This is a genomic window from Shewanella sp. 3_MG-2023 (assembly GCF_030548765.1).
GTDB lineage: Bacteria > Pseudomonadota > Gammaproteobacteria > Enterobacterales > Shewanellaceae > Shewanella.
Genome location: NZ_JAUOSH010000005.1, coordinates 161,275 through 183,571, shown reverse-complemented (window position 1 = coordinate 183,571; position 22,297 = coordinate 161,275). Strand labels below are relative to the sequence as shown.

Genomic DNA, 22,297 nt, shown 5'->3' with positions numbered 1-22,297 from the left:
CCCCCCCCCCTTTTAATCTTACCGTTACCCTGCCGTGCCCCAGGTCCCTCACAGTGCCAGTGCCAGTGCCAGTGCCAGTGCCAGTGCCAGTGCCAGTGCCAGTGCCAGTAGAGGGAGGGGTAATGTCAGGTGTTGGGGTACCTTTTAGTGTCTCAATCACTTCATGTGTTGCAGTTTGTGGTGTGATTACATTTGATACTGAATGAGATGATGAATTAATGGTAAAAGCAGTCTGAAAGTTTTGTTCAGGTAACGAAATTTGAGATGTTCTAAATTGGCTTATGTCTTGGGTTGTGACATTACCATTATGAAAATGTGCACCCGCTGCTAGTCCTGTTGTTTGAGTTGAACCTGTTTCTACAATAAGCTTATTTAATGGCTGCTGCTGACTCGGTTCTATCGGGTTGCTATCAGCGATTTGACTGGCATTTTTAAGTGTTGAGCTTGTTTGCTGTTGTGGCGTTGTGGATGTTTTAATAACGTCTTGTGGAGTTACTTCCGGATCTGTAGCTGCATAAGAAGAACCTTCTTCAGTTGCTTTATCACCCTCAGATTCATTCGCTACATTCGTCTGCCAAGACTTGTCAGCTACAAGGTCATTTTGTCTATTTGGTGTTATGTTCCCCGTATCTCGAGATTCTTTTGCCCGCAACTTTTTAGCATCATTATCAATTTTCTTTATTGCTTGCTGGATTTTATTTTCGGGCAGATCCTTTTTGAGTTTATTTTTTTCATTTGGCTTATTTTTATTATCTTTATTATCCGTGCTCATGGGATGCTCCTACCATTTATCTTTCGCCAAATGCTTCGTTAATGTTGGTGAACACTGGTTTCCATAAGTACTGGAAGACACTTTTTTCACCTGTCACAATATCTGCTTCGCCAGTCATTCCAGGAATTAATGCAAAACTATCGGGATTATCCAAAAAGTAGGGCTTATCAATGGCAAGCTGCACTTTATAAAATACGCCGCCTTTTTCATCTTTATCTGTGCTTGGTGAAATACGTTTTACGATTCCATCTAACGCGCCATAACGGCTGTAATCAAACGCATCGATTTTGATTCTTGCTGATTGACCAACATGGACAAAGCCGATATCTCTTGGTGACAGCTTAATTTCCATCAAACCCGTTTTGGTCATGGGAACAATTACAGCCACAGTCCCACCTGGTTGAATGACGCTGCCAGTTGAAGATGTTGGGATTGATTGAATGATGCCGTCAACAGGCGCGGTTACGGTGTTTTGAGATACCAGTGAGCTGGATGATTTAAGCCTTGCTGTGACACCTAATAATTCAGCTTGGGTGTCAGTACGTTTTTCACCGACTTCTTTTAATAATGAAGCCTGTCTTTGTTTGAGTTGTTGCTGCAGATTTAGCAGGTTCTTGGTGAGAACTTGTTGTTTGCTTTCCATCGCCTTTAGCTCTCGCATGTAAGAATCAAGCTGTTGCTGTGATTCTAAAATGCGTAACTTTGAAACGGCTTGCTCTTCTGTTACTGACAACATCATTTTTAACGTTTGTTCTGCGGTTTGGATTTGATCGCTAAGGGGAGGTATTTCAGTTTTCAAACCATCCAATTCCGCTTGAGATTTGGCTATTTCAGATTCTGATAGCTGCTCAATTGCCACTCGTTCATCGATCATGCGATTAAGCGAAGACTGATGCAGCTTAACCAGTTGCGGGTACTCATAGGCGAACTCATCAAAATTGGCATCGCGAGCATCAATGAAGGCTTCGTAACGTTCAATTCGCATCATTAAGTTAGCACGTTTACTGGATAGTTCTTCCTCAGCTGACAAGCTGTCTATTGAGACAAAGCTTGCCAAAATATCACCTTGTTTAACAACGTCACCTTCTTCGACTACGACAGAAGCAATAGTGCCACCAGCACGGCTTTGTATAACCTGCCTATGGCCTAACGGCACCACTTGTCCTTTGGATTTTGAAATTTCTTCTACGCTGGTAAAAACAGACCAAACCAACATGATTAAAATTGAGCCGGTGATCAATAAGATGATATTTCGAATTAATTTACGCTCAGCTGGGGCTTCAATTGCTTCTGCAAATTCATGTTCTGGCCAGACTCGATTAGCTAGTTGACGATTATCCATTGGTTGGAGACTCCTGCATAACGGTGTTAGTGGCATCTGGCGTTTGAGGTGCTTGGTCTGGAATTGGACCCGCATAAACTACAGCGCCTTTATCAAGAATAATGACCTTGTCAGCGTGTTTAATTAAATCTTGATCGTGGCTAGTAAACATTACGGTTGATTGTCCTTTTAAGTTTAATAAGGTCTTTATCAACTGCTGTTTTGATTCTGGATTTCGATGAGGTAATGGTTCATCAAGCAATAACAATGGCGATTGTTTTATCAGTGCGCGGGCAAGGTTGATGTAACTCCCTTCGATAGCGGAAAGCATGGCGTTATTCTCACCGAGTAAATCAACCGATAAGTCATTATTGATGCTATTAAAAAAGCTGGCCCCACCAGCGGCAATTATTGCGGTTTTAATTTCATCATCGGTAGCATCTGGTTTCGCTATCCGAATATTTTCAGCTAAAGTCCCTGGGAAAATATCAGGTTGTGATGGGCTATAAGCCACCCAATGCCTAAATATTTCAGTGTCATATTGTTTTAAATTTTTCCCATTCACGGTGACAAATCCAGCTTGTGCTTCCAACACGCCTAAGGCGCTCAGTAGCAAGGTTGATTTACCACAGGCATTGGGCCCTATAACGGCAACTAATTCACCGGGTTCTATGTCTACATTCACACCTGATAGTGCCGGCTCACCTTCAGCTTTATATCTCAGGGTTAAATGCTGAAATGAAATTGCTGGTGCTTGAGTATTATCAGGGGTGTCTAAGCGTAATTCTGATTGTTCCGTTGTTGCCTGCATGAACCGATCAAACTGTTTTACGGCAACATCCATCATGGTGAATTTTTGTTGAGATGAAAATGCCAGTTGTGCAGGGCCTGTAATCCGCCAAATCATCATCACACAGGCAATTAATGCACCGGGGGAAATCGTTTGGTTTAGTACTAAAAATATTCCCGTAAACACTGTGATGAGTGCGGTGAATAAACTCAGTGAATGAGCAATGGCTGCATTTAGGCCATTTCGTTTAGCATAAAGAAAATTCTGACGACTGTTTTCACGGCATTGACGAATAAATTTTGTTTGCCAGCCTTCGGTATCGCCAGCCGCCTTGAGTTGTAATAGGTTTTTAGCCAGCTCACTTAAGGCATTTTGATACTCGCCACTAATGGTGGGTGAAGCAGCTTGAACATAGCGGCTGACAACTTTCATCACCAAGTAATACAAGATCAACATGCCAATCGGCACTAACACTAACCATCCACTTAAAAACATAATCGCCAGCAGCGCAATAATAGTGAAGGGCAGGTCGACTAAGCCGCCGCCTCCAGGGCCAGATAAGAGCATTCTGACTTTTTCTGCATTACGCATTCTAGCGATATGATTTGAAATGCCGACGCGTGACAGTACCATTAACGGCATGTGTAATAGTCGATAAAAGGTTATCTGGGAAAGGTCTCTAGCAAATCGATTACTGGTGGTGGCAAGAATTTGCGCCCGCGCTAAGCGGGTTGATACTAATACGCCAACAGCAAGCGCTCCACCTAAGGCTATGCTGGGGAGTATGGAGGGTGTTTGACCACCAATGACTCGGTCATATACTGCCATGGTAAACAGAGGTACTGCTAACCCTGTAACACTGGACAGTAAACTCAGCCAGAAAACGGGACGATACCATTTAGTTCTCTTACTCATGTGAGCGGCGAATGCTTGAACACTCTTTTTACTACGAGGTAAGGCATCAATAACAAATAGGTAGGCATCATCAGTTAGCTGAGTCATATCGACCGCTTGCCAATGATTATTTACTAGTTTTTCGAATTGATGTCCCTGTCTTCTTGCTATAAAGGCATTGTCTTTCGCTGGGACAACCAAGAAAGGGTAGATGGTTAAATGCAGCGTATTATCTGACGGTTTAATAACAGAGAAACCAATTTGATGCTTTTTTAATAACCGAGACACCGCCAGAGTATTGAGATCGTTTTCAGTGTCACTGGCAACGTTACTGGCTTGAGTGTAAAGACCTAATTGTTGGAACAGCTCCACCAGTAATGGCTTTAGTTCTAAAGTCTTCATAGGATCACCTCCTGTGAATCACTATTATCCAGGTGCGGTGATTTATTAGTTTCTTTAGGCTGAGCATGCCCCTCAATTGTGACAACTTCATCACTAATTTTACCGAGTTCAGAGTAATGGGATGCTGCCACAATGGTCATTTGTTGTTTCAGTTGGGCTAATAAGTTGAGTAATTTATTTTGGGCATCCGCATCAAGTGAAATCATCGGCTCATCCAGCAGCAATATTGACGGTTTTTGGACTATCGCTCTGACTATTGCAATGAGTTTAATTGCCCCTTTATTTAGCATTTGGTTGTCATTTTCACCGACTGAAGTTTGATAACCATTGGGCAATTCGGCAATTTTAGCCGTTAAGCCTAAACTGTCAGCAATTGCCATTGCTTGTGGTTCATACTCTGCTCTGAACATGGTCATATTCTCAAGTAAACTACCTGCAAATAAGGTTGGCCAAGGGGCAACATAGTTAACGGACTGTCGAAACTCTTTACTATCGTGTGCATGAAGTAAAACCCCATCAATGGCGACTTCACCTGTACTTATCTTTTGAAATCCAGCAATGATACTGAGTAAGTGGCTAGCATGACTCAGGGGATTTGATTGCAGGGTAACTAAGGTTTTAGGGAGGATCTCTAAATTCAACTGTTGAATGACAGTGCCTAAATTACTGCTATCGACTTTTTGAAACCTAATAGGGCCGTTAGGGATTTTTTGTTGATAGATTTTTTCAGCACTAAACGCTTCGGCTGGAATGGCGGTCAAATCATCTACGTGTGACATCGCCGTTTTGGCACTCACAAGTCGAGAACGAAGGCTAATAATTGCACTTAATGGTGCGATGGCGCGACCCGCTAATATTGAACATGCAGCCAGTCCACCCGTTGTAAGCGAACCGTTAAGGACTTCTAAACAACCTAGCATCACTAATATTAGGGTTGTTCCTTGCGATGCTGCTTGGATGACTTCTTGTAACTTAGCTGATAACCAATCGACTTGTTGCTGTTGTGCTAGTCGCTGGTGGTTTATTTTATTATAAATACTGGCTAATCGGTCTTCTAAAGATAGGGCCTTGGCTGTGGTTAGCCCTGATAACACCAGTATCAACATTCGGGTTCGTTCAGCATCTGAAAGAGCGAGATCCTCAGTGGCTATGGCGAGTTTTTTGCCAATGACATAAACCAGAGCGCCAACAAGTACCCAGACGACTATCGGAATGAATACCAGCGGGCCACCAATATAGGCAACCAATGCAAGAAAAATGAGCACAAATGGAAAATCCATGAGTGCCACAATTGCTTGCCCTGAATAGAGCTCTCGCATACTCGCAATACTGGCTAAACCATTAGTAACTTTACCTGTTCCCATGGATTCAACATGGTGATAGTCCGCTTGCATGAGCTTGTTAACCACCTTGGTTGTGGTTTCTAATTCAAAATTGGCTGCTGATGCTGCAAGTAGCCAACTGCGGCCATATCTGAGTAATAATTCCAGTAAAATCGCAATCGCCACACCAGAAACAAGAATAGTGGCAGTACCATAACCTTGATTTGGCAGAATACGATCGTAGATTTGTAGCATGGTGAATGGCAGCGCAAGCGACAATAAATTGATAAATGTCGATGACAATAATAGCTCGGGAAAGGCTTTATTCCTGGAAAATAAACTGAAGTTTTCCTGCATACAAAAAATGTCCTTTTTATCGCAATGCGTAACGACTAAGCAATCAATAAACCAATGATTTAAGCGTAGCTTGTTTTAGTCAATTTTCCTTACCTTAATCTAACTTAGTTTAAATATTAAGCAATCAATATAACATCTTGGGGTTAAACTGATTTTTAATCAGATGCAGCGAGTTTGCTCGAAATGGCGGCATTATTACGAGGGATAAGAGAATGAGTTTGCATGAGGTACGCGTGGAGTATGTAAAGGGAGGCCGCTTATTAAAATTAATGCAAAGATAATAAAAAACCATGAGTAATAACTCATGGTTTTTAGCTGAAATGTAGACCTATCTAGACTTGATATATTCTTAAGGTTGTTGGCGAGTTGGCGCTAAGACAATTTCTCGTACACAAACATTTTGCGGCATTTCAAAGGCAAATAATGCCGCATCAGCAACTGCTGTAGGCTCGATAACGCCGCCCATGAACTCTTTCCATTCTTGGTAGCCGGCTTTAATATCTTCATCGGTTGTGTGGCTAAGCAGCGCTGTTTCAACAGCGCCTGGAGCGATAGTCACCATTCGCACATCATCCATCGCCACTTCTTCGCGGATATTTTCAGTTAGCGCATGCACAGCAAACTTACTGGCACAATATGCTGCATGGTTAGGGAATGTTTTACGACCCGCTATAGAGCTTACGTTGATAATAGTGCCTGTTTTACGGGCTTTCATATCAGCAAGCACAGCGTGAATACCATTAAGCACGCCCATCACATTGATGTTGAGCATTTGGCTCCACTGGGCAGGATCTTGTACATCTGCTTGACCAAGTAGCATTACGCCAGCGTTATTGACTAAACAGCCAACAGGGCCAAACTTTGCTTCAGCAGTCGCAATCGCTGTTTTCATCGCTGCAGCATCAGTAACATCAACGCTAACAGATAAGCTGTTGGGCAGGTTAAGTGCTTGCATTGGTTCAACGCGACGAGCAAGTAAAAGTAGTGGGTGACCTTTAGCGCTAAATGCATTCGCCATAGCGGCGCCAATACCTGATGATGCGCCAGTAATGACAACAAGTGATTTCATGATTTTTACCTCGTTCGTTAAGTTGTGTCCATTATAGGTAATGGCTCATTGTTGATATATAATCCACAAAGAACATCATTGTTTACCTGTGGCTCCTAATAACTTGTTGATGACCACAAACTAAAATAGACATTATTATGAACTTAGACATAAATTTGATTGATATCAGAGCCTTTGTGGTGATTGCTGAGCAAGGTAACTTTACTCAAGCTGCACAGGTCTTAGGCTGCTCACGTTCGCATTTATCAAAGCAATTATTAAGTTTAGAAAAATTTCTTGGTGTTAGCCTAATTATTAGAACCACCAGAACCCAAAGACTGACAGAGCAAGGTCAGCAATTGCTGTTGCAATGCCAGCAAGCGTTAGCGCAAATCGATCAGGTGGTGGCAATGACATTAGACAGCGCTGAAACATTACAGGGCAATATTCACATTAATTGCGTTGGCGGGGTGATTGGTGAAGATATTTTAGTGGCCTTGGTGAATGATTTTATTAAACAGTATCCTGAAATTACCATCGATCTTGATTTTAGTAGCCAGCGGGTTGATTTAATCGAGGGCCATTTTGATATTGTATTTCGCATGGGCGAACTGGCAGATTCAAGCTTGGTGGCCAGAAAGCTGATGGATATCGAAAACCGCACTTTAGTCGCCCCTGAATACTTAGCGAAATATGGTCAACCGCAGCATCCAAGCGAGCTTAATAATCACCTGTGTATTACTGGCTCGATCAGCCATTGGCGCTTTGGGCATAGGCAAGATGCTCAAGCTGTAGACGTTGCCATTAAGGGCGGTTTTAAGTGTAAAAATGGCCGCGCTATGAAAGCCAGCGCCTTAGCAGGAAATGGCATTGTGCGATTACCTTATTTATATTGCGCTAATGAAATTGCAGCGGGTCAATTAGTGAATGTGTTTAATGATTGGCATATTCCCGACACGCCTTTTTATATGCTTTACCATAAAGATAAATTCCAACCAGAAAGGCTGAAAAAATTTATTCAATTCACCATGGAAAATTTTAAGCGCTATCTACCTGATTCATAAAATAACATTTAAAAAACGGCTGATTAAATTCATCTATGCCGTAAAAGTCTAACGGGATTGAAGCCTATTTTTAATTTTTTCGACTATCTTTATTAGATAATTAAAAATGAAAATGGTGAATAATGAGATCAATAGCGCTACTATTGTTTTTACTGCTGTTTGCGATAAGTTCGCAAGCTAGCCAGCTTTATTTTGAAGCTCGCAGTGATAGCATGGGCGGTACAGGTGTAGCCTCATCAAGCCGTATCGGCGCAAGTTTTATTAATCCCGCTTTACTGGCTATTTACGCCCCAAAAACCAATGAGTTCTCCTTACTGTTACCGGTTGTGGCTGCTGAAGTGGATGATAGCGACAATATGCTTGATAAGTTTGACTCACTACAAGACAGTTTTGATGACTTAGAAACGGCCATAAACGGCAATGATACTGATGATATTGCTGGTTTTCGTGATGATTTAGTTATTAATTTAAATGCCCTCAGCGGCACTAACGCCTCGGTATCAGCCGCAATTGGCGCAGCATTAGTAATGCCAACTCAAACCGTGCCAATGGCGCTATTTTCCAAAAGTCACCTTGACGCTATGGGCGTTGCTGATATTGCTCAAGGTGATATTGATATGCTGACTAATCTCGATCCCGCCAACCCTCCTGCAGATCTCACTGACTTAGACTCTCAAGGCATTGTATTAGCCGCCGGAGTCACAGATTTTGGGGTGGCGTTAAGCTTTCCACTATCTATAGTTAACATGCCTGTAAAAGTTGGGATTTCACCTAAGTTTCAACGCATTGATACCTATCATTACAGTGCCAGTGCCAATAACTTTGATGTCGATGATTTTGATGATGATAAATATCGAAATGATGACAGCTTATTTAACCTTGATCTTGGGGTGGCTATTGAGCCAACAGAAAGCTTAACCTTAGGGCTGTCTGCTCGTAATTTATTCAGTAAAAAAATAACCACAGTTGAAGCTCAAGGACGGACATTTGAATACCAAATTGAGCCGTTAGTCACAGTGGGAGCTGCTTATGATTGGTCCAGAGTCACCTTAACCACGGATATTGATCTGGTGGAGCAAAGCCGTTTTAGCGAGTTTGATGCGGTGCAGTATTGGCGAGTGGGCGGTGAAGTTAAAGCCACTGACTGGCTGTTTTTACGCATGGGCTACCGCCATGACTTAAAAGATAATAGCGTAGATATTTACTCTTTCGGCACCGGCTTTGCCATCGGCCAAGCCTTTAAGCTGGATATGAGCGGCAGCTATGGTGATGATGCCATTGGCGCTGTGCTGCAAACTTCTTATCACTTTTAAGCGTTATCATTTTTAGCTGTCATCATTGTTGCATTTATATCTGCCACAAAAAGATGATCGACTAGCCTGCTGATAATTCAATTAACGACTTAAGGGTTAGCAATAATGCACTTAAGCTACATAACACCATAGTGGCGATGCGAGTCTTATTTTTATCAACCTTATTGGTTAGCTTTCCTGCGGCAATATTTCCGAGTATGACAGATGGCAATAGCATCAATGACAACCACAGATGCTTTTCTTCCACTAAGCCTGCAAGCATTAAAATAATCAGTGCGATCATTGAGCTGAAAACAAAAAAGATCGATAGCGCGGCTCTAAACTGCGGCGCATCTTTACCGGCTAATAAAATCGCTAATGGTGGCCCACCAATGGCGGCAATATTTCCAAATACCCCCGACAAGACACCTGCAATAAATAGCGAAAGCCGATTTACTGGCGCTGTGATCTTAAAAATACTCAGCAACACCGCTGCGCCGACAATAAAGGCAATGGCTAACCCCAGTACTGCTTGGGGGGCAAACAGTAATAAACCTGCGCCCATAAAGCCACCAGGTATTCGCCCCAGCAGCGCATATTGCAGCCCATTAAACTCCAGTTGAGTACGTTCACGCAATAAGGTCAATAAGGCGATGGAAAAACCCATCATAATCACAGGGGCTGGGACTAATTGTGGGTCGATGATATAGAGAAGTGGACTGGCAACAACCGCAAGCCCAAAACCGATAAGGCCTTGGGTTAATGCGCCTAGAAAAATGATAACCGATGCAAGCATCAAGGTCTGCGGATCGATAAATTCCATTGTCGACTCTTTAGGCGCAATACTGCAACTCACTCTCAGCTTGAGAGCTCGATGCGTTAAATGACGAGCAGTGTTTGATTAATTGAGCAGGCTTATGCTTTAGCGCAAGTACTTCAGCGCTAGTCGCTAGCTTGACTTAATCAAGATCTTCCCACTCAATTCCCATGGCATCCATCAAAGCTTTTGCTTCAGATGGGATGCTATCAGGCCCTTCTTTTGATAAGTCACCGTCATTTGGCAGTGGTTGTCCAGTGTAGGCATGCAAAAATGCTTCACACAGTAGTTCACTATTGGTTGCATGACGTAAGTTATTAACCTGGCGGCGGGTACGTTCATCAGTCAATACTTTTAAAACTTTTAAAGGTATGGATACCGTGATTTTTTTAACTTGTTCATTTTTTTTGCCATGTTCGGCATATGGGCTGATATAGTCGCCATTCCATTCAGTCATTAACTCACCTTTATACGATAGATTCGTGGCAGATTTTAACCGCTAAATAATAACAGTCAAATTATTGCGGTTATTCTATAACGAATGGAAATAGATTTCTTTATGTTTAGACGTCTAAACGGCTGATTTGTATTGACGATGTGACTTAGCTTAGGTACATTTAGCCATCTAGACATCTCTTTAGTGTGTATTCTTTAGGAGTTTACAATGAGCAAACATCGCGCAGCTACGCTAGCAGTACGCCAAGGTATCGAGTCAGATACCCAATACGGCGCTGTAGTCCCGCCGATTTATCTATCAACAAACTATTCTTTTGATGGCCATAAAAACCCTAGAGAGTTTGATTATAGTCGTTCAGGAAACCCGACGCGCTGCGTGTTAGGTGAAGCCATTGCCAAACTTGAACATGGCGCTACTGGGGTGGTTACTTGTACCGGTATGGCTGCGATTACCTTGGTCACTAGTTTATTAGGCCCCGATGATTTACTGATTGTGCCTCACGATTGTTATGGCGGTAGTTACCGTTTGTTCACAAATCTTGCCAACAAAGGCCAATTTAAATTACTGGTGATTGATCAAACAGATGAGCAAGCACTCAGTGATGCGATTGCTCAGAAACCTAAAATGGTGTGGTTAGAAACGCCGTCAAACCCATTATTACGTGTTGTTGATATCAAAGCTATTGCTGAGCAAAGCCATAAAGTCGATGCCTTAGTTGTGGTTGATAACACCTTTTTATCGCCAATTTTGCAACAGCCATTAGAGCTAGGCGCTGATATCGTCATGCATTCCACCACCAAATATATCAATGGTCATAGTGACGTTGTAGGTGGCGCTGTGGTGGCAAAAGACCCTGAACTGGGTGAGTTACTACACTGGTGGTCAAACACCTTAGGGCTAACAGGCTCGGCTTTTGATAGTTACCTAACCTTACGTGGCATTCGTACTTTAGCTGTACGTATTCGCGAGCATCAAAAAAATGCTGAGCAAGTTATTGACGTACTTCAGGCCAGCAATCTTGTCGAAAAAGTGTATTATCCAGGCTTAAAAGACCACCCAGGTCACGATATTGCAGCTAAGCAACAACAAGGCTTCGGCGCTATGTTAAGTTTCGAACTTAAAGGTGGTGAAGCAGAAGTGGTCGCCTTTTTAAATGCACTGTCTATTTTCAGTGTTGCTGAAAGCTTAGGCGGAGTGGAAAGCTTAGTTGCCGTACCTGCAACCATGACCCATAGAGCAATGGCGCCTGCAGCACGGTATGAAGCTGGCATTAAAGATACTTTACTGCGACTATCTGTCGGGATTGAAGATGCTGAAGACTTGGTTGCCGATATTGAAGTAGGCTTAGCTGCTGTCGCTGCGCTTTAAGTTAATCTCCCTTGGCTATATTCATGTAGTCAGGCTGGTATATGTTGTTTAAGGAGTGAAAAATGGCCCGCAGTCATTTACATAAATTTGGTGGTTCAAGTCTTGCTGATGCAGATTGCTATCGCCGCGTTGCCCATATTTTACTGACTCATGGCAACAGTGATGATTTAGTCGTTGTTTCAGCTGCGGGTAAAAGTACTAACTTTTTATATAAATTACTCTCCTTAAGAGAAAACGGTGACTTGTGGCAAGAAGAGCTACAAGTACTGGTGAGCTATCAGCAAAACCTGATTGAGCAACTTCTCTCAAACGAACAAGCGCGCGATTTACGTGAGCGCCTATCAACCGATAAATCGCAATTAGTCAGTTTATTGTCCCTTGAAGAGCGCAATGAATTTCAGCTCAATCATGTATTAAGCTTTGGTGAGCGTTGGTCAGCACGATTAATGGCAGCCTTATTAAGAGAGTCTGGCGTTGCTGCCGCGAATATTGATGCCTGCTCACTGCTGGTGGCTGATGAAGGGCCTGTGCCGAATATTCGTCTTGATGAGTCCCGCGAAAAAGTCCAAAAGCTGCTGGATGCTAATCCAAATACACGCTTAGTGATCACCGGCTTTATCTGCGCCAACAGTAAAGGGGATACATTATTACTTGGCCGCAATGGCTCAGATTACAGCGCCACCTTAATTGCCAGCTTAGCGGACATTGAACGAGTGACTATTTGGACCGATGTTGAAGGGGTATTTAACGCTGATCCGAATAAAATTAATGATGCCAAATTACTTGAAAGCATGTCACTTGCTGAAGCCGATCGTTTAGCTAAACTCGGCTCGCCAGTACTGCACAGCCGAACTTTACAGCCCTTATTTGATACTAATGTTAGTCTCGCGGTGCGCTCAAGTTACGCATCACATACTGACTTTACCCTTATTGCGCCCCAAAGTTCGTCAGCTAGCGCTCCAGTGGTTACCAGTTTAAATGAAGTGGTGCTGTTTCGCTTTAAGCAGCAAGCGCTAATTCAAACCACACTCAAATTACTTGAGCAAGCCGGTATTGCGCCGCTAGCATATTGGTGCTCTGCCCATCATAAAGTTGAACTGGCATTCACTGCTGAAAACCAAAAGCAGGTACAAGCGTTACTGGAGCTACATAGTCATGAGCTATTAATTAGCGATATCCATGCTCATACTGATTTAGGTTTAGTCGCTTTGGTTAGTGCTGATGCAGAGCACTACCGCCGCAGCTTTGCCCGATTATTAAGTCGCGATGCCAAACCCCTGTATCAAGATGGTTTGAGTTTAGTGACCTTAGTGCCTAAATCTCAGGTTAATTTACTCACCCAAAAAGTACACCGACGCTGCGCAGGCCCGCGATTGCGTATTGGGGTATTATTGCTTGGGGTCGGTAATATTGGTGAAGCCTGGATTGATTTATTTCAGCGCTCATCCACCATGCTTAACCGTGAACTAGAAGCCAATGTGCAACTTGTGGGTTTAGTGAGTTCAAAAGAGGCGCTCATTTGCCAGCAAGGAATAGATGCCAATAACTGGCAAGATGACTTTGATACCACAGCAACAACATGGGACTACCCTAGTTTATTTGAGCAGCTTGAGCTGCTCGACTGCGATGAGCTGGTGGCCTTGGATATCAGTGCTAGCGCCAGCTTAACCTTACAATACCCAGAGTTTTTCGCTCGAGGGATTCATATGGTGAGCGCCAATAAACTTGCAGGCTCAGGGCCGTTACCTTTTTACCGTGAGCTTAAGCAGCAGCTAAGTAACCGGCGTTTATTTTGGCGTTACAATGCCAGTTGCGGCGCTGGCTTACCAGTACAGCATGCCCTAAACGATTTACGCAATAGTGGCGACAATATCGAAGCTGTTGGCGGTATTTTTTCAGGTACTTTATGTTGGCTGTTTGAGCATTACGATGGGCAAAAATCTTTTTCTGAACTCGTGGTTGAAGCCCGCGGATTAGGCATTACAGAGCCAGATCCTCGAGATGATTTATCTGGCCGAGATATGCAGCGAAAGTTACTTATTCTGGCCCGTGAAATTGGCTTTGAGATTGAGCTTGATGCCATTGAATTAAATTCATTAGTGCCAGCTGAATTAGCCGACTTGTCGTTAGATGACTTTTTAGCGCGCATTGGCGAGTTAGATGAGTTTATGTTGCAGCAATACAGTGCAGCCTTTGAGCAAAATAAAGTCTTAAGGTATGTGGCATCTTTAGATAAAGTCGATGGCAAAATGCATGCTGAAGTAGGCATTCAATGGGTCGACTCGAACCATCCCTATGCCAGTTTAACCCCTGGAGATAATGTGTTTGTCATCCGCAGCACTTTTTATCAGGGCAATCCGTTAATTATTCGCGGCCCAGGTGCTGGCCGAGAAGTTACCGCAGCAGCTGTGCAGTCTGACTTAGTACAAATCTGTAAGGATTTACTGCAGGAGTGATCCTTAAGCGCGAGTTAAACGACGATTAACTTGGTTGAAAGATTAACTTTAAAGGCCTATTCCCTAACGGAATAGGCCTTTTTTATTGTCATAAAATAGCGCTAAAAGCATAAGCTCAGAGTTAACTTCACTCCCAGTCGATTTGCTGATGATTAATCGACAACGACCTTTTCATTATCAGTCTTTAGCCTGCAAATGTTCGCTGTCTGTTCTTTGGTAAGCGTATTTGGGTTACTTTTTCTTTGGTGGAGAGTATTCAATTAAGTCACATAAAGTGGATCTGATGGACTACATTTATTATTCCAGTAGCTAAACATCATCCAAGGAGAGGGCGGTATATGAAATTCCTTTTACAAGTCATCACGATAATAGCAATAGGGGCAAGTCGTAACTTGGCTATTGCCGATATTCCTGCTCAATCTCCCAAAGAGTTATTGCAAACCGTACCCACACAGGCGCAAGTTTGTTTAACTTGCCATGGTGTTAATGGTGAGGGTTTAGGTGTTATAGGGCCTAGGTTGGCGGGTTTATCCAGTGAGTATATCGCCTCGCAGCTGGTTAATTTTCAAATGGGTAATCGACAAAGTCCCACAATGTCGGCGATGGCTGCGACAGTACAAGGTGATGCTATCCAAGTCGTTGCTGATTTCTTTGCCGCTAAAACAGTAGCTGAGATCCCATTGCAATACCGCGGTGACAAGGTTGTGATAACTGATACGGCGGAAAAATTGGCTTATCAGGGAGATTGGGGCCGCGATATACCTGCCTGTACTAGCTGTCATGGACCTTCAGGCATTGGCGCAGCCAACTTCCCTCGACTTGCAGGCCAAGAACCTAGCTATTTAAAAAACCAACTATTGGCTTGGCAAAATGGTACTAGAAAAGGTGATGTCGATAATATGATGGCTAATATTGCCGCTAAGCTGACTGCTGATGAAATTGACGCATTGTCAGCGTACTTTTCAGCTTTAAAACCTCTGGTTCAAAATGCTGCTGCTCAACAGCCTTTGGCACAAAAATAAGGACATACCATGAAACTGTTTAATTATTTAGTCGCAGGTGTGTTTATCAGTTCAGTTAGCGCTGCAGAATTACCCGATAGGCAAGCTCAGATCCCCGCTATAGCAAAAGATCCCGCAGCGCAGTATCTGCAACCTAGCGATTTATCAGCTATTCCAGAGGGTGAGTTTGGCGACAAAGTACGTTTGGGCTATCAGATATTTGTTAATACTCAGCAATTAAGAGATAAATATGTCGGCAATGAGCTTAATTGCGTTAATTGTCATATGAACGCAGGTAATAAAGCCAATGCTTCACCGCTATGGGCTGCCTATATGGCTTATCCCGCTTATCGAAAGAAAAATGACAAAGTGAATAGCTACCAGGAACGGATTCAAGGTTGCTTTACTTATTCAATGAATGGTACAGCCCCCGCATCAGGCAGTAAGGAACTTGTGGCTATCTCAGCTTATTCTTATTGGCTAGCCATGAGCGGTTTACTGAATCAATTTAATCTCGATAGCAAAGTAGCAGAGTTGAGTGATGTAGAACTGGTAAAAGGTGGCAATAGAGAAGAGTTCCCAATTCCAGCTGCAGTGAAAGCTAAATGGGATCAAAAAGCCTTAACTTCACTTGCTGGCCGAGGTTTTCCCAAGTTAGAAGCGCCAGAACAAGCTTATTCAACTGAGCGAGGCGAAATAGTTTATCAAACCCATTGTCAGGCTTGTCATGGCGTTGATGGTCAAGGCATTAAAATGGCTAATGTGAGCGCTTTACCGCCATTATGGGGGCCGCAAAGCTACAACTGGGGCGCAGGGATGCATAGAGTGAACACTGCAGCTAATTTTATCTATGAGAATATGCCGCTGGGTAAAAGTATTCAGCTAACAGTGCAGCAGGCTTGGGATGTGGCAGCTTTTGTTAATGCCCATGAAAGGCCGCAAGATCCGCGTTTTAAAGGAGACCTGCCACAAACCCAAAAAAGTTATCATCAACATGATGGCTTTTATGGCAAGCAGCAGCTTGGTAATGTTTTAGGCGCCGAAGCTTATCCAAATTTTCCTGTTAATAAGTAGGACTTTAACCAGTTTCAAGCTTATGCTTTTAAGCTACAATCGTTAAGGCATAGCCTTATCTCATAAAGCATTTTATGGAAATTAAACCAGTTAACGAAACAAAGTGAACCAGATGAAAGATGTAGAAATATACTCACCAAACCAAGCAAATGAACCATTAGTATCTGAGGCACAAGACGCGATTTTTGAGCCATTAGCGTGCCCCGTTTGCCAGCAGGTTAATCAATGCGCGGTTAGTGCGGGTAAACCGATTGAAGACTGCTGGTGTTTAAGCGCTTCAGCTAAAGCTGTGATCAGTGACAAGCTGCGCACAGAGTTAAAGGGCAAAGCCTGCGTCTGTCAAAGCTGCTATCAAAAACTGTCCCAGTGAAGGCCTTAATGACTGCTTATTCAGGGTGTTTAGGCTAGGTTGTAATGGTTCAATAAGATTTAAGCGCTAATTTAGTTAGCGCTTTTTTTATAATTAAATTAATTTAATTGGCTGATAAAAAACTGTTATTTGCTGATTTGTTCGGTTTGAATCGTACCGATGTTTCCAATTTAGTGCCAATGAAGGTAATCTGAAATTCATGCACTGATGTATTAGTAGTGTGAACGCAGTAACCGTAAAAATAACGTTTAGTGATAACGATTAATAATAACTATAAATATTTAACTCATTATGAGGTTTTCAATGGAAGGATTAACGGCATTTATTAATGCAGTAAACAGCATCGTTTGGGGCGTACCCATGTTGGTGATGATTTTAGGAGTGGGATTATTTTTATCTATCGGATTAAAATTAATGCCAATCCTAAAATTAGGCACTGGTTTTAAACTGCTGTGGTCGGGTCGAGCAACCGACAGTGATAGCACTGATAAAGGTGAAATTAGTCCTTTTAATGCGCTAATGACATCGCTCTCAGCCACCATAGGAACAGGTAATATTGCTGGTGTGGCTACCGCTATTTTTATTGGTGGGCCAGGGGCATTATTTTGGATGTGGTGCACCGCATTAGTGGGTATGGCGACCAAATTTGCCGAAGCGGTATTGGCAGTTAAGTATCGTGAAAAAGACAGTAATGGCAATCACGTCGGTGGACCGATGTATTACATTAAAAATGGCTTAGGCAGCAAATGGGCCTGGTTAGGGACAGCGTTTGCGATACTGGGCTCTATTGCCGGTTTTGGGATCGGTAATACCGTGCAAACTAACTCAGTGGCAGATGCCATGAGTGCTAACTTTGGCGTGCCGAGCTGGGTTACTGGTTTAGTCTTAATGGTACTCGTCGGTGCAGTACTCATGGGCGGTATTAAACGTATTGCAGAAGTTGCTGGTAAACTCGTGCCGTTAATGACCCTGTTTTATATTGCCGCGGGTTTAGCTGTTTTAGTGGTATATGCAGACCAAATTCCTGCAGCATTTGAATTAATTATTCACAGTGCGTTTAACCCAGTTGCTGCTCAAGGCGGTTTTGCTGGCGCAGCTGTTTGGGCTGCGATTCGTTTTGGTGTCGCCCGTGGTGTGTTCTCCAATGAAGCGGGCTTAGGTAGTGCGCCCATTGCTCACGCTGCAGCGCAAACCAATGATCCGGTAAAGCAAGGCTTAGTGGCCATGCTAGGTACATTCATTGATACCATCATTGTGTGCTCTATTACTGGTTTAGCGATTATTGTTTCCGGTGCTTGGACATCAGGTGAGAACGGCGCAGCACTAACTTCATATGCATTTTCACATGCACTGCCCATGGGTAATTATATTGTGGCGGTAGCACTTGCTGTGTTTGCCTTCACGACTATTCTAGGGTGGAGTTTTTATAGTGAGAAGTGTGTTCAATACTTGCTTGGCGATAAAGCGGTAAAACCATTTCGTTTAATATGGACCCTTGTGGTACCCATAGGCGCCGTGAGTTCATTAGAGTTTATTTGGCTGTTGGCTGACACGCTTAATGCAATGATGGCCATTCCTAACTTAATTGCGCTAGTCCTATTAAGTCCTGTGGTCTTTGGTTTAACCCGAGAGTATTTTGCCAAGCAAAAAGCTAAGGCATTAGAGAGCTAATAACGCTGTTGATGAATGATGAAGGCATACACGGGGAGTGTATGCCTTTACTGAGAAGGAATATTATCGATGAAACTTTCAAACCAAATATTTCCATTGAGTTTTTTGCTTATGGCTCGTCGGTGGCTGTAATGGTATCTCTATAAGAACCAATGCTGATAAATATATTACTAATCAAGCGATTGCCTCAACGGTTGAAATCTATCAGCCTAGTGAATTGTATAACCATGACAATGAACCGCTAGGTGAGGTGGTGACGACGTATTGCGCTAACAAACCTGAAGTAATAGAGGTTGGTGTCCCCAGTATCAGCATGCTGAAAAAAGAATTAAAAGTGCAAACCCAACAAAGGGGCGGTAATGCACTCATTATCACAGACTGCGGCAAAATGATTTACCCAGCCTGTTCAATTTATTTAGAGTGCAATGGTCTTGCATACTTATTAAAGTCTTAATCTTAAAGTGAAGCTTTAAGCTTATAAAAACTATTGGCCTGATGAGCCCGGACAAGGAACTGGGTTAAAAGAAGTCATCTTCCCCTAAGCTTTTTCGCAATTCAGCTTGTTCTAGATAATCATCTAAGCGGCGTTTAACCTGCCTTTTACGTTCAATAATTTCAGCGGAGCGTTGATTTTTTGGTGAAACCATTGCCTCGATTTCAGTATCATTTGGGATAGTCTCAGTAATATTAGCCATCACTTTATCCTCACATGGGTGGTACTCGTAAAGCATAATTAATGGCTTTACATAAACGGTAATCACAGCCTGAACGGCTTGAAACCGTGAGCACAATATTGCTACTTTATTGCTGAGCAATAATTTGCTAGGCAGCAGAAAAATAACCTCATAATTTGAATGTAGCAGCTAATAAAAAAAATGCGCACTTCTGTGGTGAGGATTTTGAGGCTCAGAGCAATAAAAAACGCCACCCTAAGGTGACGTTTTTTGATTTTTTAATAATTTAGATTAAATAGCTAACATCATTTAATACTTTTGATGGTTATAGATCGAAGCTATATGAGTAACCAAGAACAATTTTAGCATCATCATCTTCTAAATCAGTATCTGTTGCCATGAACGAGATAGTACCGAAATCAGTATCAGTGCTTAGTGATACGTTGTACTCAGAATAGCTATCAGTGCCGTACCAGCTGGTGATTACATCACCGTTTGAGTAACCATAATGGAAACCCAGTGACACTTTTTCAGTTAATGGGAAAGTCAGGTTAGCTTGAGCATACATCATATCTTTTGAATCTAATGGGCTTTCAGCAATATCATCACCGCCATTGACTGTGTAAGAGTATGCGACATCTAACCATTTCCACGCGAGACCAACTGTTACTTCACCAAAATCAACACTGCCCGGTGAATCTGGGTAAGCGTAATAAAGGTAGTTAATGTCGTAGCTTAAGTCTTCTGTAATGTCACCACCGAAACCGGCATACACATCAAGCTCATAAGAGGTGCCGTCACCAAAATCTACATTTGATGCCCAACCACCGACATAGAAACCTGACTCATGGCCATAATCAATGCCCCCCTGAACCGCAGCACCACTAGTTTGTGACACACCACGCCAAATATAGTCTGACGTCGCGCCAATATTACCCGTGACTTCAGCTAAAGCTGTAGTGCTTAAAAGTAAACCTGTTGATAGCGCAATAGCTTGATACAGAGATTTTTTCATTTTCATTCCCTCAAAGTTTTATTATTCAATTAGCATCTTGCATAAAGTCGGGTCGACGCTAAATGTTGTTTTATCTGAGGTACGTGTTGCTAATGATGTGCCATGTTTATAAAGTTAAATTAATCAATAGCTTAAAAACTACTGCACATTTATGTTGCATTTATGTTGCCACTTGATGATGCGTAGTTGCACTTTAATTGTGCAGTTTAAGTGTTGTTTTTATTTATTTATGCAAAAAAAAGACATAAAAAAACCTCCAAAAAAGGAGGTTTTATCGTTTTAGCGGTTTTTAGTTAACACTATTTTTTAGCGTTTTACCTGCTTTAAACTTAGGTACTGTTGCTTCAGCAATTTGGATCTCTTGGCCGGTTTGTGGGTTACGACCTGTACGTGCAGCACGAACTGATGTTTCGAAAGAACCAAAACCTACGATAGAAATCTTGTCGCCGTTTTTCATGGCTTCAGTTACCGCTTCTTCAAAAGACTTTAGTGCACGACCCGCTTCAGCTTTTGTTAACTCAGCATTTTCTGCAATTTTTGCAATTAATTCACTTTTGTTCATGTTGTATTCTCTGCTTTCCATAGATGTATTTATTTAGAACTAGATTAACATGCCATAAGCCATAAGGCTTTGAAAGCATTTTATCTGATAAATGTGCTGCTATATTGCAAATAAGTAACTTTTTAGTGATCTAGTTAGCTTAAACTCGGCTGAGTGAATTAACTGCTTCTGCCGTTTTTATCAAGTTTATTGATTTGTTGCTGCTCATTTTGAACTTTGGCCTACAAAAATTTGTTAGCTATCAATCTTCTAACAGTTGATACAGGAGTTGCTTCACTAACTTAGGTTCAAAGGGTTTATCACATAGCGCATTAACACCTGCGCTTGATACGTTGCTTAGGTGGGTATCGTTAGCTTCTGATGATACCATCAAAATCGGCACATGAGACTGCTGGCTTTGGTGGCGTATATATTGGGTCAATGCCAGTCCATCAACACTTGGCATATTGTAATCGGTGATTACTAAATCAAACATTTGCTGTTGCATTAATTCGATAGCTTCAGCGCCATCAGTTGCCTCGCTTATCATCCGAATACCTAAATTAGTAATAGTTCGTTTGATAATGTTTCGCGCCATGCGGCTATCATCAACCACTAAAGTGCGAATATCCTGAACATCAAAATGGCTTAGGTCCAGTTCGTCATTACTGATTAAATCAATAGTGGAATTCAGTGCTGTGGCCAAATGATCGGCATCGAAAGGCTTAGGTAAAATCGCGACGGCTCCAGATTGCCTAAATATTTCCAGTTGCTCACGGCGACATTCACTGGATACCAACATAAATTGAATATCTTGATAGTCAGAGTTTTGTTTAATAAAACTGAGTAGTTCAGTCGCTTCACCGTCAGTAAAGTGTAAAGCGCTGACAATGAGATCTGGCGTGTGTCGAACAATAATCTCTTTAGCTTGAGCAAGATTAGCGGCGGTTTGTATGCTATGTACGCCTTCTTGTTGCAGGCGTGAAATAATTATTTTTCTCTGAACATCAGATGGTTCAACTAGCAAAATGGATAATTCACTGGGCGATAAATGGCTCATTATATAGCTTCTTATTATTCGATCTGAGTTTTATGGGCGCATGTTAACTTATGCTAAGGGATGAATATAGTCAGCAGGGCGCCTTTGTTAACTTTTGGGCTTCAAATAAATCGCTGTTTCTTTACAAAATGCCACCCAGTATTGAAACACCAGCAGTGAAAATAGTACCGCAGCAATGGCAGGAATAGGGATATTAAAGCCATTGAACACCACTTTTACATCTTCAGGAGTGATTTGATAGGCGATAATAGCAGTGGTAGACAGTGCTAATATCGCTAAGGTTTGAATGGCTAAATATACCTTTAAGGCAATGCTGGCCCAGTGTGTTCGCATTAATAAGCCAACCAACACAGGGATAACGCCGATACTGAATAAATCTATACTTTGAATGCTATAAGAGCGCCAAAGGGCCACAATAGACAGTAACACGTACAATGCAATTAATAGGGTTAATCTTAACGGTGGTTTATTCATAGTATTATTATCATTATTGGAACTATGTGAGTGGTCATGTGGTGTAGAATAGCGTGA

21 protein-coding genes are annotated in these 22,297 nt (G+C 42.4%); 9 read left to right on the top strand and 12 right to left on the bottom strand.

Annotation, left to right across the window (positions count from 1 at the left end):
* The 5 genes from Q4591_RS04730 to Q4591_RS04710 all read right to left on the bottom strand — a co-directional run.
* Nucleotides 1-772 (bottom strand): hypothetical protein (locus Q4591_RS04730; RefSeq protein ID WP_303459644.1); only part of this gene is annotated, 772 nt, incomplete at its 3' end.
* A 16-nt stretch (nucleotides 773-788) separates the two neighbouring features.
* Nucleotides 789-2,114, bottom strand: coding sequence for an HlyD family type I secretion periplasmic adaptor subunit (locus Q4591_RS04725; protein WP_102531232.1), 1,326 nt, complete (start codon nucleotides 2,112-2,114; stop codon nucleotides 789-791).
* Nucleotides 2,107-4,179: a peptidase domain-containing ABC transporter gene (locus Q4591_RS04720; RefSeq protein ID WP_303459640.1), complete on the bottom strand. Its 2,073-nt coding sequence runs from the start codon at nucleotides 4,177-4,179 to the stop codon at nucleotides 2,107-2,109. The genes Q4591_RS04725 and Q4591_RS04720 overlap by 8 nt, the downstream gene beginning before the upstream one ends.
* A complete protein-coding gene (locus tag Q4591_RS04715) occupies nucleotides 4,176-5,858 on the bottom strand; it encodes an ABC transporter transmembrane domain-containing protein (protein ID WP_303459637.1) in 1,683 nt (560 codons plus the stop codon). The genes Q4591_RS04720 and Q4591_RS04715 overlap by 4 nt, the downstream gene beginning before the upstream one ends.
* Nucleotides 5,859-6,207: 349 nt before the next feature.
* Nucleotides 6,208-6,927, bottom strand: a complete 720-nt coding sequence (locus tag Q4591_RS04710) for an SDR family oxidoreductase (RefSeq protein ID WP_303459635.1) — start codon at nucleotides 6,925-6,927, stop codon at nucleotides 6,208-6,210.
* Nucleotides 6,928-7,064: 137 nt separating this feature from the next.
* Between Q4591_RS04710 and Q4591_RS04705 the strand changes: the two genes are divergently transcribed.
* Nucleotides 7,065-7,970 (top strand): LysR family transcriptional regulator, encoded by a 906-nt coding sequence (locus Q4591_RS04705; RefSeq protein ID WP_102531229.1) that lies wholly within the window; start codon nucleotides 7,065-7,067, stop codon nucleotides 7,968-7,970.
* A 122-nt stretch (nucleotides 7,971-8,092) separates the two neighbouring features.
* A complete protein-coding gene (locus tag Q4591_RS04700; protein ID WP_303459632.1) occupies nucleotides 8,093-9,283 on the top strand; it encodes a conjugal transfer protein TraF in 1,191 nt (396 codons plus the stop codon).
* A gap of 61 nt (nucleotides 9,284-9,344) precedes the next feature.
* Here Q4591_RS04700 and Q4591_RS04695 read toward each other — a convergent pair whose 3' ends face one another.
* Both Q4591_RS04695 and metJ read right to left on the bottom strand, forming a co-directional pair.
* On the bottom strand, nucleotides 9,345-10,085 hold the full coding sequence (locus tag Q4591_RS04695; RefSeq protein WP_102475366.1) for a sulfite exporter TauE/SafE family protein: 741 nt from the start codon (nucleotides 10,083-10,085) through the stop codon (nucleotides 9,345-9,347).
* A gap of 136 nt (nucleotides 10,086-10,221) precedes the next feature.
* Nucleotides 10,222-10,536, bottom strand: a complete 315-nt coding sequence (gene metJ, locus Q4591_RS04690) for a met regulon transcriptional regulator MetJ (protein ID WP_076538901.1) — start codon at nucleotides 10,534-10,536, stop codon at nucleotides 10,222-10,224.
* Nucleotides 10,537-10,743: 207 nt separating this feature from the next.
* Here metJ and metB point away from each other — a divergent pair, with 207 nt between their 5' ends.
* The 7 genes from metB (at nucleotide 10,744) to Q4591_RS04655 (ending at nucleotide 18,930) form a co-directional block, all read left to right on the top strand.
* Nucleotides 10,744-11,904, top strand: a complete 1,161-nt coding sequence (metB, locus tag Q4591_RS04685) for a cystathionine gamma-synthase (RefSeq protein ID WP_102436608.1) — start codon at nucleotides 10,744-10,746, stop codon at nucleotides 11,902-11,904.
* 62 nt (nucleotides 11,905-11,966) lie between these two features.
* Nucleotides 11,967-14,360 (top strand): bifunctional aspartate kinase/homoserine dehydrogenase II, encoded by a 2,394-nt coding sequence (locus Q4591_RS04680; RefSeq protein WP_102436610.1) that lies wholly within the window; start codon nucleotides 11,967-11,969, stop codon nucleotides 14,358-14,360.
* 338 nt (nucleotides 14,361-14,698) lie between these two features.
* Nucleotides 14,699-15,382, top strand: coding sequence for a c-type cytochrome (locus Q4591_RS04675; RefSeq protein WP_102436612.1), 684 nt, complete (start codon nucleotides 14,699-14,701; stop codon nucleotides 15,380-15,382).
* A gap of 9 nt (nucleotides 15,383-15,391) precedes the next feature.
* Nucleotides 15,392-16,435: a c-type cytochrome gene (locus Q4591_RS04670; protein ID WP_102436614.1), complete on the top strand. Its 1,044-nt coding sequence runs from the start codon at nucleotides 15,392-15,394 to the stop codon at nucleotides 16,433-16,435.
* Nucleotides 16,436-16,547: 112 nt separating this feature from the next.
* Nucleotides 16,548-16,805, top strand: a complete 258-nt coding sequence (locus Q4591_RS04665; protein ID WP_102531227.1) for a cysteine-rich CWC family protein — start codon at nucleotides 16,548-16,550, stop codon at nucleotides 16,803-16,805.
* Nucleotides 16,806-17,108: 303 nt separating this feature from the next.
* Complete coding sequence (locus Q4591_RS04660) at nucleotides 17,109-18,476, top strand: sodium:alanine symporter family protein (protein WP_102436618.1); 1,368 nt, start codon at nucleotides 17,109-17,111, stop codon at nucleotides 18,474-18,476.
* 253 nt (nucleotides 18,477-18,729) lie between these two features.
* Nucleotides 18,730-18,930 (top strand): hypothetical protein, encoded by a 201-nt coding sequence (locus Q4591_RS04655; RefSeq protein ID WP_303459627.1) that lies wholly within the window; start codon nucleotides 18,730-18,732, stop codon nucleotides 18,928-18,930.
* Between the two features lie 64 nt (nucleotides 18,931-18,994).
* On the opposite strand, the gene Q4591_RS04650 is transcribed toward Q4591_RS04655, so the two are convergent.
* From Q4591_RS04650 to Q4591_RS04630, 5 genes are all read right to left on the bottom strand, one after another.
* Nucleotides 18,995-19,171, bottom strand: a complete 177-nt coding sequence (locus tag Q4591_RS04650; RefSeq protein WP_198589379.1) for a PA3496 family putative envelope integrity protein — start codon at nucleotides 19,169-19,171, stop codon at nucleotides 18,995-18,997.
* Between the two features lie 304 nt (nucleotides 19,172-19,475).
* Nucleotides 19,476-20,165 carry a TorF family putative porin gene (locus Q4591_RS04645; protein ID WP_102436622.1) on the bottom strand — a complete coding sequence of 230 codons (690 nt, stop codon included), beginning with the start codon at nucleotides 20,163-20,165 and terminating at the stop codon, nucleotides 19,476-19,478.
* Between the two features lie 289 nt (nucleotides 20,166-20,454).
* The gene (locus Q4591_RS04640) at nucleotides 20,455-20,727 is read right to left on the bottom strand and encodes an HU family DNA-binding protein (protein ID WP_102436624.1); all 273 of its coding nucleotides are present in this window, start codon (nucleotides 20,725-20,727) and stop codon (nucleotides 20,455-20,457) included.
* 241 nt (nucleotides 20,728-20,968) lie between these two features.
* Entirely contained in the window at nucleotides 20,969-21,766 is a 798-nt protein-coding gene (locus Q4591_RS04635) for a response regulator (protein ID WP_102436626.1), read from the bottom strand.
* Nucleotides 21,767-21,853: 87 nt separating this feature from the next.
* Nucleotides 21,854-22,240, bottom strand: coding sequence for a hypothetical protein (locus Q4591_RS04630; protein ID WP_102436628.1), 387 nt, complete (start codon nucleotides 22,238-22,240; stop codon nucleotides 21,854-21,856).
* Nucleotides 22,241-22,297 lie beyond the last annotated feature (57 nt).

Bases quoted from the DNA above. Each gene is read 5' to 3' on its own strand.
- Q4591_RS04725 (WP_102531232.1), bottom strand. From the start codon at position 2,114: ATGGATAATCGTCAACTAGCTAATCGAGTCTGGCCAGAACATGAATTT.
- Q4591_RS04720 (WP_303459640.1), bottom strand. From the start codon at position 4,179: ATGAAGACTTTAGAACTAAAGCCATTACTGGTGGAGCTGTTCCAACAA.
- Q4591_RS04715 (WP_303459637.1), bottom strand. From the start codon at position 5,858: ATGCAGGAAAACTTCAGTTTATTTTCCAGGAATAAAGCCTTTCCCGAG.
- Q4591_RS04710 (WP_303459635.1), bottom strand. From the start codon at position 6,927: ATGAAATCACTTGTTGTCATTACTGGCGCATCATCAGGTATTGGCGCC.
- Q4591_RS04705 (WP_102531229.1), top strand. From the start codon at position 7,065: ATGAACTTAGACATAAATTTGATTGATATCAGAGCCTTTGTGGTGATT.
- Q4591_RS04700 (WP_303459632.1), top strand. From the start codon at position 8,093: ATGAGATCAATAGCGCTACTATTGTTTTTACTGCTGTTTGCGATAAGT.
- Q4591_RS04695 (WP_102475366.1), bottom strand. From the start codon at position 10,085: ATGGAATTTATCGATCCGCAGACCTTGATGCTTGCATCGGTTATCATT.
- metJ (WP_076538901.1), bottom strand. From the start codon at position 10,536: ATGACTGAATGGAATGGCGACTATATCAGCCCATATGCCGAACATGGC.
- metB (WP_102436608.1), top strand. From the start codon at position 10,744: ATGAGCAAACATCGCGCAGCTACGCTAGCAGTACGCCAAGGTATCGAG.
- Q4591_RS04680 (WP_102436610.1), top strand. From the start codon at position 11,967: ATGGCCCGCAGTCATTTACATAAATTTGGTGGTTCAAGTCTTGCTGAT.
- Q4591_RS04675 (WP_102436612.1), top strand. From the start codon at position 14,699: ATGAAATTCCTTTTACAAGTCATCACGATAATAGCAATAGGGGCAAGT.
- Q4591_RS04670 (WP_102436614.1), top strand. From the start codon at position 15,392: ATGAAACTGTTTAATTATTTAGTCGCAGGTGTGTTTATCAGTTCAGTT.
- Q4591_RS04665 (WP_102531227.1), top strand. From the start codon at position 16,548: ATGAAAGATGTAGAAATATACTCACCAAACCAAGCAAATGAACCATTA.
- Q4591_RS04660 (WP_102436618.1), top strand. From the start codon at position 17,109: ATGGAAGGATTAACGGCATTTATTAATGCAGTAAACAGCATCGTTTGG.
- Q4591_RS04650 (WP_198589379.1), bottom strand. From the start codon at position 19,171: ATGGCTAATATTACTGAGACTATCCCAAATGATACTGAAATCGAGGCA.
- Q4591_RS04645 (WP_102436622.1), bottom strand. From the start codon at position 20,165: ATGAAAAAATCTCTGTATCAAGCTATTGCGCTATCAACAGGTTTACTT.
- Q4591_RS04640 (WP_102436624.1), bottom strand. From the start codon at position 20,727: ATGAACAAAAGTGAATTAATTGCAAAAATTGCAGAAAATGCTGAGTTA.
- Q4591_RS04635 (WP_102436626.1), bottom strand. From the start codon at position 21,766: ATGAGCCATTTATCGCCCAGTGAATTATCCATTTTGCTAGTTGAACCA.
- Q4591_RS04630 (WP_102436628.1), bottom strand. From the start codon at position 22,240: ATGAATAAACCACCGTTAAGATTAACCCTATTAATTGCATTGTACGTG.